Source organism: Nocardiopsis sp. EMB25, from assembly GCF_026797795.1.
GTDB lineage: Bacteria > Actinomycetota > Actinomycetes > Streptosporangiales > Streptosporangiaceae > Nocardiopsis > Nocardiopsis lucentensis.
This window is the reverse complement of the sequence record NZ_JAMTDN010000001.1, coordinates 1,956,018-1,968,277: the sequence shown is the minus strand read 5'-3', so window position 1 is coordinate 1,968,277 and position 12,260 is coordinate 1,956,018. Positions and strand designations below refer to the sequence as shown.

Here is a 12,260-nt window from a genome sequence, read left to right as displayed (position 1 = left end):
CGAGCGCACACGCCGCTTCGTGGGAGACAATTCTCGTGCCCCTTTTCCGCAGCGCCGGTACCGCAGATGGAGTGCGCCTCATGGTCCGAACCGAGTACTACGACGACCCGGCCGCGCCGACGCCGAACAGCCTGGTCGTGGCGGCCAGCGCGGCGGTGTTCGACGACGCCAATCGGCTGCTGATGCAACGCCGCGCGGACAACGGGCTGTGGGCCCTGCCGGGCGGCGCCATGGAGATGACCGAGAGTCTGCCCGAGGCGGTCGTGCGCGAGGTGCGGGAGGAGACCGGCTACGACGTGGAGGTCACCGGCCTGGTCGGCACCTACACCGACGCCCGCCACATCATCGCCTACGGCGACGGCGAGGTGCGCCGCCAGTTCAACGTGTGCTTCCGGGCCGTGCCGGTGGGCGGCGTGCTGCGGGTGAGCGACGAGTCCCACGAGGTGCGCTGGATCGCCCTCGAGGAACTGGAGGACCTGCCCATGCACCGGACCCAGAGTTTGAGGGTGGTGCACGCGATCCAGGACGGCCCGCCCCACCTGGGCTGACCGCCGCCCCTTCCGTTCACGGCGGGACAGGGCCGCGCCTCACGTCGAGCCGGTGCCCGCCCCTTCAGAGCCGGGGCGCGCGGGCGGCCGCGCGTTTCCTCCTGGCGCGCAGCATACTCAGCTCGTAGGCCGTCACCGACAACGCCCACAGCGCGGTGAGCGGAATGACGAACCACAGCATCGCGGCGCTGAAGGGTTGCAGGGCCGCGTGTTCGGTGGCCTCCATGACCAGGTAGGTGATGTAGGCGGTGTAGAAGCCGACGAGCAGCGCACCCTCCCAGCGGGTCACCTCCAACCTGCTCAGGGCGATCGGCAGCAGTACCAGGGCCACCGCCACCATGATCGGCAGATCGAACCGCAGGGCCTCCGGCGCGACGGCGATCCCCACGGGGGACACGATGGCGGTCAGTCCGAGCACCGCGCCGATGTTGAACACGTTGCTGCCCACGATGTTGCCCACCGCCATGTCGCGCTCGCCGCGCACCACCGCGACGACACAGGTCACCAGCTCGGGCAGCGACGTGCCGATCGCGACCACGGTCAGCCCGATGAGCAGGTCGCTCACCCCCAGCGCCGCCGCGACCGAGCTGGCCCCGTACACCAGCAGCCGCGCCCCCGACACCAGCAGGGCCGTTCCCAGGAGCACGAGCACCACGTCCACCAGGATCGACCTCGTCCGTGTGGCACCGCGGACCGGGCCGGCCGCACCCGGACCGGTGCTGTCGGCGCCCGCACGCGCGGAACCCGGGCCGCCCCTCGCCCGCCGCCGGGAGACGAGCACCGTGACGGTGACGTAGACCAGCAGGATCACGAACAGAGCGGCGCCCTCGAAGCGGCTCAGGTTCCCGTCCAGGGCCATCAGGAGCACCACCACGGACAGTGTCGCCATCACCGGGATGTCGGCGCGCACGACCTGCGAGTGCGCCGCCAGGGGAACGAACAGCGCCGCCGTCCCGAGCACCAACAGGATGTTGGCGATGTTGCTGCCCACGACGTTGCCCACGGCCAGGCCCGGGTACCCGGACAGCGCGGCGTCGGTGCTGACCGCCAGCTCGGGCGCCGACGTCGTGAACGACACCACGGTCAGGCCCACGACCAGCGAGGACATCCCCAGAGTCCGTGCCAGGGAGGCAGCGCCCCGGACGAGTGTCTCGCCCCCGGCCACCAACAGAACGAACCCCGCCACCAGAGCGAGAACCACCAGTACGTCCACTCGAACCCTTCGATCATCCCGTCGTGCCACGCTCGGCCCACCCATGCGCCATGGGGTTTGCTAGGCAAACTACTCGGTTTCCTCCGGACCGGCCCGTATCGAGACCGCCGTGGTCGCCGGTGATGGTCTCCTTTCGCGGGATCTTCACGCCGAGTTCGTGTTCGGCCTCCCGGTACCGGACGCCGGGCATCCGTTCCGCTCCGGGGTCGGGTCCGAAGGCCGCTTCCCCGGGTGTCCGTCTCACCGCACGTGGTCGGCGAGGCGGACGAGCGCGCCGACGGTCTCGGGGCCGCTGACGAGCGCGGGGTCGTTGTGGTCCGCGCCCTCGACCGCCACCTCCTCGAACAGGGTGGGGGACGCGGCCGCCACCGCGCGGCTGAGGTCGGGCGGGACGACCGTGTCGCGCGTTCCGTGGACGACGGTGACCGGCGCCCCGATCTCGCGGACCGACGCGGTCACCGGGTAGCGGTCCTTCAGCAGGGTCCGGACGGGCAGGAACGGGTAGTGGTGGCGTCCCACGTCGGCGAGTTCGGTGAACGGGGAGCGGAGGACGAGCCCGGCCGGAGGCCGCTCCCGCGCGAGGCCGGAGACGACCGCGGCGCCCAGGCTCTCGCCGTAGTACAGCGTGTCCTCGGGGGCGTATCCGGTCCCGGGGCCGAGTCCCTCCAGAGCGGCGGCCGCGGCGGCCGCGTCGAGCGCGAGGCCGCCTTCGGAGGGGCGCCCGGGGTTGCCCCCGTACCCGCGGTAGTCGAACAGCAGGACGGAGAGCCCCTCGTCCGCGAGCGCCTTCGCGAGCGGGGCGCGCAGCTGCCGGTTCCCGGCGTTGCCGTTGGCCACCAGGACCGCCGTGCCCCGGTCCGTTCCCCGCGCGGGGACGAACCAGGCCCCCAGTTCGAGACCGTCCCTCGTCGTCAGGGTGATGTCCCGGGCGCCGCCGATGACCTCCGCGGCGGGCGGTACGTCCGCCGAGGACGGAAGGTAGATCAGTGAGCGCTGGAATCCCCACACGAGCCCCACCAGAACCAGGATGACGGCCACGGCGACCGCGGTGATGAGCGGAGCCGGGTGCGGGAGCCCGCTCCCCTCTGTGCCTGGGGCCACGTCCCGAGCCTCCTGTTCCTCTGTTCCCGCCCGTTCTCCTCCCGCTGTGTTCGGTCGGAAGAACGCCTGCTCCCAGTATGGGAATGTGTTCGGCTCCCATGCCCGGGGACGCAGGGGTGTTTCCTGCCGGGTTCTTCGGCGGCCGGACCTGGCACGGAAGAGGAAGGGGCGTCTCTACGCGGCGGGCTCGGCCAGGACACACCTTCCCTGACCGAACCCGCCCCGCCTACGGCAGCGGATAGGTGTCCGAGGTCCCCAGATAGCGGCCGCCGACCCTGCCCAGGGCCCGCAGCCGGTCGTGCGCGACCCGACCGCGCCCGTCCAGGACATCGGGGCGCACCTGGAAGCAGACCACCCTGCCGATCACCAGCAACGCGTTGCCCAGAGGCAGTGACCGCTCCAACACGCACTCCATCGCGAGGGGGGACTCCGCCACCCGTGACGGGCAGACGCGGTGGGCCGGGGCGGACGGCGTCGCGGCCACCGCGAACTCGTCCTCCTCGGAAGGGAGGTCGGCCGAGGTGGCCCACATCGCCTCTCCCAGTTCCTCCGGCACGACGTTGACCACGAACTCACCGGTCCTGACGATGTTGGCGGCCGTGTCCTTGGCCGTTCCGTCATCGCGCGCCTCGATGGTCAGCGACAGCATCGGCGGGTCGGTGGAAACGACGGTGAAGTAACTGAACGGAGCGAGGTTGGGGACCCCCTCGGGGCCGATGGTGCTGGTCCAGGCGATGGGCCGGGGCACGACACCGCCCAGCAACAGCTTGCGTACGGCTTCGGCGGCCATCCGTTCCGGAGCCAGGGTCACGGGCTCCACGGGTCCTCCTCGAGTTCCTCATGGTCGGTACGCACACCCAGGGCGTGGAAAACCCGCTCGGCCACGGGCACGGTCAGGATCGCGACGGCGATGCCGTGGACGGGCGGCAGCCCGAAGGAGAGCTGTTCGCTGACGAAGGCCGTGGCCAGTCCGAGCAGGTAGGCGGTGGCACAGCTCCAGCGCACGGGCAGGAAGCGAACCTGGTCCAGCCGGGGCAGCCTGCCCCGCCAGACGAACAGGTGGTCGCCGATGACGACCCCGCCGAGCGGCGGGATGAGGATGCCCAGGAGGACCAGGTACTGCGGCAGCGCTTCGTAGATCCCGGTCAGGGCCAGGACGATGGCGATGGCCACCCCGCCGATGATGAAGGGGCGTTTGGCCGGGACGTTGAACATCTCCGCTCCGGCGACGCCGAACGCGTAGGCGGTGTTCTCCTGGGTGGTCCACACGTTGAAGAACAGCAGGAGGACTGCGACCGCGACCAGATCGAGCTGGAGCAGGACGGCCACGAAGTCGGTGGCCTGGAACGCGATGGCGCCGACCGCGCCGAAGAAGAGCATGAGCAGGTTGAACACCAGGAAGGCGCACAGGGCCGCGACGAATCCCTGCCAGGGCCTGCGGGCGAACCTGCTCCAGTTGGGGGTCTGGGTCCCTCCGCTGACGAACGTGCCGACGACGATCGTGACGGCGGTGGCCCAGGCGATGCCGTCCTGCTCGGCGGGGGTGACGGCCGCCAGCCCGCTCCAGCCCCCCACGTTGTCCAGGGCCTGATGGAGGACCCACAGGCACAGCACCAGCATCAGGGGGACGGACAGGCCGCTGAGGAACTCCAGGCCACGGTACCCGTAGTAGGCGGTCACGCCGGTCAGGATCGAGCTGAGCACGACCACCAGCCACGTGTGGCCCTCGAATCCGAACGCCTGGACCAGGAGCTCGGACAGGAACACGGCCGTCACCGCGTACCAGCACACCTGTGTCCCTCCCAGCAGGAGGCTGGCGTACTTGGCGCCGTAGCGGCCCAGACTGTAGCGGGCCAGCAGGACCGTGGTCAGTCCGGAACGCGCCCCGATCAGGGAGAGCACGGCGACGTACAGGCCCAGGATGAGGCTGCCGACCGCCAGGATGACGATGAGGTCGCTCCACGCGAAGGCCCCGGAGAGGCGGGCTCCGGCCAACATGGTGGGGGTGAAGAAGACGAAGCCCACCAGGACGAAGAGCAGCGAGAGGAAACCGCGGCGCGCGTGCTGGGGGACCCTGTTCTGCGGGTAGTCGTCCTGGGCGACCGTCTCGGCGCGTGTGCGGGATGCGCTCACCGACGGACCCGCCTGACGAGTGAACATGGGGTGACCTCCGGGTTCGATGTTTTCGTGGTCTGAGTCACAAGCCAACTCAAACAACCCGCGCGGCCACGCGGAATGGAGAAAGGTCTAGAGAGTCCCGCCTTTCTGTGGTTATATGCACACCATGCTGACCCTGCGCTCCCTCGCTACGGACCCTGCTCTCCGACTGCGCGTCCTGGTGGAGGGGGACCGTGAGTGGGGCCTGCCGGTGCGCTGGGTGCACAACACCGAACTCCCAGACCCCTCCCCCTACCTGCGTGAACACGAGCTCGTGATGACCAACGGCCTGTGGTTCTCCGGCCCCGACTCGGCCAGGGCGTTCGTGGCCAGCGTGAGCCGCGCAGGTGGGGCGGGCATCGTGTTCGGCTTGCGCGAGGAGACCCCGAACACCCCGCCGGAACTGGTGCGTTCCTGTCGGGAGGCAGGCATGCCGCTGTTGGAACTGGGGATGTCGATCCCGTTCACGGAGGTGTCCCAGGCCGCTGCGGGACACTACGCCGAACAGCGCCAGCACGACCTGGTCGACCTGGTGCGCCGCAACAACTCGTTGGTGGAGTCGGCCTCGCACGGCGGGGGCATGTCCCGGGCACTGGAGATCCTGCACCGCGACCACCCGCGCCTGCGCATGTACGTGGTGGACCGGTCGGGCCGCTGCCTGGCCAGCACAGGGGGCCGACCGGACCGGGCGGACGTGGAGGCGGTCTCGTCCGCCCTGTCCAGACGTCCGCCGCCGCTGGAGGTCGGGCTGGCTTCGGGCGAGACCGCGACACTCTTCCTCATCGACACCCTCGGTGCGTTCGGCGGCGCGGGGGCGGCCCTGGCATGTCTGGAGCCGATGCGCGAGCTGTCGGGACCGGAACTGGAGTCACTGGAGCAGGTGGCGCGGTTCCTGAGCCTGGAGGTCGCACGTGAGGAGCTGACGCGGACCGTCGAGATGCGTTTCGCCGGGGAGTTGCTCGACATGATCTCCTCCGGGGCACGCGAGGAGCAGGAGGTGGTGAACCGACTGCGGGCCTTCGGAGTGGACGGCACCGGGTCGCTGGCGGTGTGCGCCCTCGGCGTGCGGAGGGGTGAGCGGGGCACCGGGCTGAGCGAGCGGGTCAGACGCTTCTTCGTGGACGAGTTCGTCCCGGTGGCGGTCGCCGAGGGTGTGCGGGACACCGTGGCCGTCTTCCCGTGGGTGCGGTCGGAGAGCGAACTGACCGGCTTCGCTGAGCGGTTGTCCCACGCGGTCACGGAACGGCCGAACGCCGAAGGCGCGGTGGTCGTCGGCCTGGGCGCGGTGGCCGAAGGCACCGAGGCCCTTCGCGCCGCTCTGTGGGAGGCGCGGGAGTGCTGCCGGATCCTGAGCGGGCGTACGGTGGGTCCTCTGGTGGGCAGATTCGGCGACCTGGGCATGTACCGTCTGCTCCTGGGACATCACAGTCCGGAGGAACTCCACGCCCTGGCGGAGAAGGTGCTCGGCCCGGTGCGCGCCTACGACCAGGACAGGGGCGGGCGGTTGGTGGCGACGCTGCGCGCCTTCCTGGACGCCGACGGCAACTGGAACGCGACGGCCGCGGCGCTTCACGTGCACGTCAACACGTTGCGCAACCGACTGGCCAAGGTGGCGGAGCTGACCGGGCTGGACGTGGGGCGCACCCCGGAGCGCGTGGACCTGTTCCTGGCGCTGGAGGCGCAGGAGTCGGCGAACAGCCGTTGACAGGACGCGATCCGAGGCGCGCTCACCTCTCGTCAGTCCGGGTAGACGGTGGGGTCCACCGAGCGTCGCTGGAGGGTGTGGGCTTTCAGGGCGGGGTCCGCGCCAGCCGCCAGGGCCACGTCCACACAGCGCGCGAAGCGCACGTCGCCCCGGTCCTGAGCGTGCTCTATCAGTTCACGCAGCGCAAGCGCGCGACTGGGGCGCCCGGTGAGGAAGGGGTGGCTGGTGAGGTTGAACAGACAGCCGTAGTGGCGCATCGCGTCCAGTTCCGCCTTCCACAGTTCCAATGCCTTGCGCGGAGACTCGATGGCCGAGCCGATCGCGGGTTCGGGCAGGAACGCGTACTGCTGCCAGTCGTCCAGCGACCAGTGCACCGGAAGCTCGACGATCCGTCCGGCGCCGGTGTCGACCAGGTAGGGCCTGTCATCGGCCATCAGCGAGGAGTCGTAGACCAACCCGTGTTCGGCGACCAGCGACGCGGTGTTCCAGGTCGCCTCCCACATGGCGGCGCGGTGCCCGCGGATCTCGATGTCCTGGTCGGCGAAGACCCGTAGGGCGCGCTCGAAGTCCTCGCGTTCCTCCTCGGGGGTCATGCGGGTGGGGGCGCGGTGGCTGTAGGAGTGGTGGGCGACCTCGTGGCCGCGGTCCTGGATACTCCGGGCGAGCCCGGGACGCTGTTCGGCGACCCACCCGGGCACGAAGAAGGTCGCGGGGACCTCAAGGTCGTCCAGGAGGTCGAGCAGGCGCGGGACGCCCACGTCGGGCCCGTACGCCTGGTGGCTCATGGTCATGGCGTGCTCGGCGTAGCGGTGCCCCTCGGCCAGCACGGGCGTCTCGGCGTCGACGTCGAAGGTGATCAGGGCCACGGCGGCGGCCCCGTCGTTCCAGGTCGTTCTCACGGCTGCTCCTCACCGGACGGGGCGTCCGCCTCCGCGGACGCCGGTTGGCGGCGGCCGGAGCCGTCGAGGACCTCGACCGCCAGCGGAGTGGGGCCCTCACCGTTGATCCCCACCAGGTCCTGCGGGCATGCGGACACGACGACGACGCAGTCGAGCTCCGCCCGAAAGGTGATCGAGTCACCCGGTCGGCTGGGGGCGGAGCGCCAGTCGATCCCCGTTCCGTCGACGACGGGGGTGTTCATGAACACGTTGATCGGTTGTGGGACGTCTGTGACGGGAATCCCGTGCGCCGCGGCCTCCCCGACAAGGTTGACCGCGCAGGAGCGGTGCCCGGGGTCGGCGCCCAGGTCGGCGTACCGGTAGGGGTCGCAGGCGGGGATGAGCATGTCGTGGACACCGGGTGAGGTGTCCTCGACCAGGGTGAGCAGCGGTCGGCGCCGGTTGGTCACGAACACCTCGCCCGCACGGGGGAAGAGGCGGCTCAGGTGGGCGCGCGTGTGCGCGGCGCTGTGGTACTCGGTCGGGTCGTCGGCGACGAAGGCGAAGACGTCGCCGACCTGGCCGCCGCGGGTGTCGGTGACGCGAACCGACTGCCCCGCCCTGGCGCGGACGGTCCGGGCGTGACGCGCCGGCACGACGGTTCGCGGTGATGGTGTCGTCATAGGGACAGTCCAGCACCGGCACCCTACGAGATACATGGATACTGCCACAGAAAATCCTGGATCACATGGATATAACTCCATTCCGCTGGTTGACGGGTGGCCGCGACGATAGGAGGAGCGACGAAGTGACCGAGCAGGAGGAACGTGATGGAACAGCAGGGCCGGCCGCCGCACGGTCCGTTCACCGGTCGGTCCGTTCACCGGTTGGCGGAGGAACTGCGATCCGGTCGGGTGAGCGCGGTGGAACTGGCCCGGGCGGCCGCCGGGGCGGCGTCGGAGAGCGGGTCCGCGCTCGGCGCGTTCACCCTGGTGGACCGAGCGGGAGCCGACGCGGCCGCCCGGCGGGCCGACCGCGAGATCGGGCACGGCGTGGACCGCGGGCCGCTGCACGGGATCCCGGTCGCGGTGAAGGACAACATCGACGTGGCCGGGCTGTTGACCGAGGCCGGGTCGGCGCACCTGGCGGGGAACAGGGCCGATCGGGACGCCGAGTGCGTGCGTCGGCTGCGTTCCGCGGGGGCGGTGGTGATCGGCAAGACCGCCACACACGAGTTCGCCTACGGTCCGACCGGCGATCGTTCCGTGTCCGGGCCCGTGCGCAACCCGCACGCGCTCGACCGGATGTCGGGAGGATCCAGCGGCGGCAGCGCCGCGGCCGTGGCCGCGGGGATCGTGCCGGTGGCCCTGGGCACCGACACGGGCGGGTCCGTGCGGATTCCGGCCGCGTTGTGCGGGGTGGCGGGGTTCAAACCGGCGCACGGGACCGTCCCGGTGTCCGGGGTGATCCCGTTGGCCGAGTCGTTGGAGGACGTGGGCGTCCTGGCCGCTTCGGCCGAGGACTGCCGTGTGGCGGCCGGAGCCCTGGCCGGTGCGTCCGACGTCGGCGGCACGGGGGTGCGGCGCCGTACCCGTGTGCTGTGGCTGCGGGGCGCGCCCTCCGTCCCGATCGAACCGGGGGTGGCGCGGACGGTGCGCAGGGCACTCGACCCCGTGGACGAGGTGGTGGAGGTCGACTGGCCCGCGTCGGCGATGCTGTGGGACACCTTCACCGCGGTACAGGGCGCGCAGGCCTACGACGTGCACGCCGAACGGGTGGCACGGGACCCGCACCTCTTCGACCCGGAGGTGCTGGAGCGGCTGAGGTCGGCCGCGCGCGTGCCTGGCTGGCGGTACGTTCGTGCGTTGCGTGAGCGCGAGCGGGCCCGGGAGGAGACGGCGGCGCTCCTGCGCGGGTACGACGCCCTGGCCCTGCCCACGGTGCCCGTGACGGCTCCCCGCATCGACCAGCGGAGGGTCTCGGTGGGCGGTACGGAAGCGCGGGTCGGCCCGATGCTGCTGAGCCTGACCTCGCCGTGGAACGTGGTCGGTGCCCCCGCGCTCAGCGTGCCCGCGGGGACCGTGTCGGGACTGCCGGTGGGCCTGCAACTGGTCGGGGCCGAAGGCGGGGAGGGCCTACTGTTCAGCCTGGCCGAACAGGTGGAGCGCGGTCTCGCCTGATGGCGGGGGCCGTTCAGGCGTGCGGTGCCCAGTAGGCCGCCAACCGCGTGCTGCCGGGTTCCACGCCCTCCCAGGAACCGGTGAAGGTCAGCACCGCGATCGCGCTCGTGGGGAGGCCGGAACGGGCCATCCGGGCGAGGAGGTCGCCCTCGGTCTCGCCCGCGAGCGTGTCGGCCAGGTCGTGCAGTCCGGGGTTGTGGCCGACGAGCAGCAGGGTGCCGACGTCGTTCGCGGTCTCGTTGACCACGTCGATCAGCTCACCCGCGGAGGCGCCGTAGAGGCGGTCCTCGTAGACGGTCCGCGGCCTGTGCGGCAGTTCCGCGACGACGAGTTTCCAGGTCTCGCGGCAGCGCGCGGCCGTGGAGCACAGGGCGAGGTCGGGTGTGACACCCGACCCGGCCAGCCAGCGGCCCGCCCGTGGGGCGTCCCTGTGCCCCCTTGCGGCCAGTGGCCGCTCGTGGTCGTTCACCGGAGGCCGGTCGGCCTTGGCGTGCCGGACGAGGACGACGGTGCGCGTGGGGTCAGCCATACCATCGATCGTTCCACATCTCGTGATGGAATCAGCGCCTTCCGTCACGTTCTGCCCCGCTGTCTTCGGGGTGTCATGCCCCCGGCCCCGTGCCCGCTCCGACCGGGCCGGCCGCCCCGGGCCGCGGTGCGGATCGTCGGGCGCCAGCTCCTCCGCTGTGCCCGGCACCCGTGGTGAGGGGCGCCGGCGGGGCTCTGGGACGGCTTTTCCGCCGCTCCGCGCCGCCCGGCCATGTCTAACTTTCTTGACATGAGGTCGATCCTTCTTTACATTCCCTGTCATGTCAAAGATGCTTTACATCGCAACGCGGTGGGGGATGCGCTCCACCGAGGGAACCGCCCGGTTGACCGGCCTGGCCTACCTGGGCCTGGCGGTCACCGGCGTGCTCGGCTTCATGCTGGCCCGCCCCCGGCTGTACGTCGCCGGCGACGCCGCCGCCACGCTGGCCAACCTCATGGCGCAGGAGGCCCTCGCGAGGGGCGTCGTCGCGCTGGAGCTCGGGATCGTCCTCACCCAGGCGCTGGCCGCCCTGCTGTTCTTCAGACTCTTCCGCCCGGTCAGCGGCTTCGCGGCCGGTGCCGTGGCGGCCTTCGGTCTGGTCAACGCCGCCATGATCCTCACCAGCGCCGGGCTCCTGGCCACCGCCGCACACGTCGCGCTCGACGCGCCGCTGCCGACCACGGCCGACACGGCGACCACGGTCCAGCTGCTGTACGTCGCGAGCGGGTACATGTGGGACGTCGCCGCGCTGTTCTTCGGTCTGTGGCTCATCCCGATGGGCTGGCTCGCCCACCGGTCGCGGTGGATGCCGCGCGTCCTCGGCTGGACCGTCGCGGCGGGCGGATGCGGCTACGTGCTCAGCGCCTTCCTCGGCTACCTTGTACCCGACACGGCCCTGGCCAAGGAGATCCTCACCGTCCCGGCCGCGATCGGCGAGTTCTGGATGATCGGCTACCTCCTGGTCCGGGGCGTGAGCCCCAGGGCCACGCCGGAGGACGCCGACCACGCGCGGGCGGGCGTCGATGGCTGACGCGGCCGGAGCGGACGGCGCCGTCGGACACCGCGCCGTCCGTACCGAACGCCCTCGCGCGTGCCCTGGCAGGATCGGCGCCGAGAGAGATGGAGTGGACGTGTCCTACGAGGAGAAGGGCACCTGGGCCTTCCTGGCGGCCTCGGTCGCGGTCTACCTCGCCTACGTGGTGATCGTGCTGACCAGGGCCGCCGACCCCATCACCGAGACCCCCTACCAGTGGCCGCTGCTGTGGTCCATCGCCGCCTGCGTCGTCGTCGCGGTCGTCCTGCGGGTCCTGATCGAGGTCGTCCGGCCGAGCGAGAGCCACCGGAGCGATTCCCGGGACCGGGAGATCGCCCGCCTGGGCGTGCTCCGCTCCTGGGGGTTCCTGATCGCCGCCGCCCTGGCCGCCATGGGGATGTCCCTGGCCGAGGTCGCGCACTTCTGGATCGCCAACGTCCTCTACCTCGGCTTCGTCCTCCAGGCGGTCACGGGCGCGGTCGTCGGCCTGGTCGCCTACCGGCGGGGGTTTTGAGGTGGTCAAGCCGACACGGGTCACCAACCGCATCCGCGCCCTGCGGTTCGAGCACGGCGAGATGACCCAGGCCCAGCTCGCCGACGCGGTCGGGGTCACCCGGCAGACCATCATCGCCATCGAGCGGGGCCGTTACTCGCCCTCGCTGGAGATGGCCTTCCTGATCGCGCGGGCCTTCGGGACGGGCCTGGACGACGTCTTCCAGTACCCCGACGAAGCGCCCTGAGCCTTCCGTTGCGCCGTTGGCGCCCGTTTTCCCTCGCGTCGCGTCCTTCGGCCGGAAGGACGCCCGTTCCCGGGCACGGGAGCGTGGTCGGCTCCCGTGCCCGGGGCGCACGGGTGTGATACCCGGCCGGGGCCGGTCAGAGGTGCTGGCGGGGGACGCGGTGCGCGAGCGTGCGC

13 protein-coding genes are annotated in these 12,260 nt (G+C 71.3%); 6 read left to right on the top strand and 7 right to left on the bottom strand.

Annotation, left to right across the window (positions count from 1 at the left end):
• Positions 1–80: 80 nt before the first annotated feature.
• Positions 81–548 (top strand): NUDIX hydrolase, encoded by a 468-nt coding sequence (locus KIK06_RS08570; protein WP_268642707.1) that lies wholly within the window; start codon positions 81–83, stop codon positions 546–548.
• 64 nt (positions 549–612) lie between these two features.
• Here the strand turns inward: KIK06_RS08570 and KIK06_RS08565 are convergent, their stop codons facing one another.
• From KIK06_RS08565 to codB, 4 genes are all read right to left on the bottom strand, one after another.
• Entirely contained in the window at positions 613–1,749 is a 1,137-nt protein-coding gene (locus tag KIK06_RS08565) for a calcium/sodium antiporter (RefSeq protein WP_268642706.1), read from the bottom strand.
• A 252-nt stretch (positions 1,750–2,001) separates the two neighbouring features.
• Positions 2,002–2,862, bottom strand: coding sequence for an alpha/beta hydrolase (locus KIK06_RS08560; protein ID WP_268642705.1), 861 nt, complete (start codon positions 2,860–2,862; stop codon positions 2,002–2,004).
• Positions 2,863–3,088: 226 nt separating this feature from the next.
• The gene (locus tag KIK06_RS08555) at positions 3,089–3,682 is read right to left on the bottom strand and encodes a flavin reductase family protein (protein WP_268642704.1); all 594 of its coding nucleotides are present in this window, start codon (positions 3,680–3,682) and stop codon (positions 3,089–3,091) included.
• Positions 3,670–5,022, bottom strand: coding sequence for a cytosine permease (gene codB / locus KIK06_RS08550; protein WP_268642703.1), 1,353 nt, complete (start codon positions 5,020–5,022; stop codon positions 3,670–3,672). The genes KIK06_RS08555 and codB overlap by 13 nt, the downstream gene beginning before the upstream one ends.
• Before the next feature lie 115 nt (positions 5,023–5,137).
• Between codB and KIK06_RS08545 the strand changes: the two genes are divergently transcribed.
• Positions 5,138–6,724: a PucR family transcriptional regulator gene (locus tag KIK06_RS08545; RefSeq protein WP_268642702.1), complete on the top strand. Its 1,587-nt coding sequence runs from the start codon at positions 5,138–5,140 to the stop codon at positions 6,722–6,724.
• Between the two features lie 32 nt (positions 6,725–6,756).
• Here KIK06_RS08545 and KIK06_RS08540 read toward each other — a convergent pair whose 3' ends face one another.
• Both KIK06_RS08540 and KIK06_RS08535 read right to left on the bottom strand, forming a co-directional pair.
• The gene (locus KIK06_RS08540) at positions 6,757–7,623 is read right to left on the bottom strand and encodes a polysaccharide deacetylase family protein (RefSeq protein ID WP_268642701.1); all 867 of its coding nucleotides are present in this window, start codon (positions 7,621–7,623) and stop codon (positions 6,757–6,759) included.
• On the bottom strand, positions 7,620–8,285 hold the full coding sequence (locus tag KIK06_RS08535; protein WP_083924209.1) for a DUF1989 domain-containing protein: 666 nt from the start codon (positions 8,283–8,285) through the stop codon (positions 7,620–7,622). The genes KIK06_RS08540 and KIK06_RS08535 overlap by 4 nt, the downstream gene beginning before the upstream one ends.
• 147 nt (positions 8,286–8,432) lie before the next feature.
• Here KIK06_RS08535 and KIK06_RS08530 point away from each other — a divergent pair, with 147 nt between their 5' ends.
• On the top strand, positions 8,433–9,782 hold the full coding sequence (locus KIK06_RS08530; protein ID WP_268642700.1) for an amidase: 1,350 nt from the start codon (positions 8,433–8,435) through the stop codon (positions 9,780–9,782).
• Positions 9,783–9,795: 13 nt separating this feature from the next.
• On the opposite strand, the gene KIK06_RS08525 is transcribed toward KIK06_RS08530, so the two are convergent.
• Positions 9,796–10,311 carry a SixA phosphatase family protein gene (locus tag KIK06_RS08525; RefSeq protein WP_268642699.1) on the bottom strand — a complete coding sequence of 172 codons (516 nt, stop codon included), beginning with the start codon at positions 10,309–10,311 and terminating at the stop codon, positions 9,796–9,798.
• A gap of 280 nt (positions 10,312–10,591) precedes the next feature.
• On the opposite strand from KIK06_RS08525, the gene KIK06_RS08520 reads away from it, so the two are divergent.
• From KIK06_RS08520 to KIK06_RS08510, 3 genes are all read left to right on the top strand, one after another.
• Positions 10,592–11,341 (top strand): DUF4386 domain-containing protein, encoded by a 750-nt coding sequence (locus tag KIK06_RS08520; RefSeq protein ID WP_268642698.1) that lies wholly within the window; start codon positions 10,592–10,594, stop codon positions 11,339–11,341.
• Between the two features lie 100 nt (positions 11,342–11,441).
• Complete coding sequence (locus KIK06_RS08515) at positions 11,442–11,858, top strand: hypothetical protein (protein WP_268642697.1); 417 nt, start codon at positions 11,442–11,444, stop codon at positions 11,856–11,858.
• Between the two features lies 1 nt (position 11,859).
• Positions 11,860–12,084 (top strand): helix-turn-helix transcriptional regulator, encoded by a 225-nt coding sequence (locus KIK06_RS08510; RefSeq protein WP_017598933.1) that lies wholly within the window; start codon positions 11,860–11,862, stop codon positions 12,082–12,084.
• Positions 12,085–12,260 lie beyond the last annotated feature (176 nt).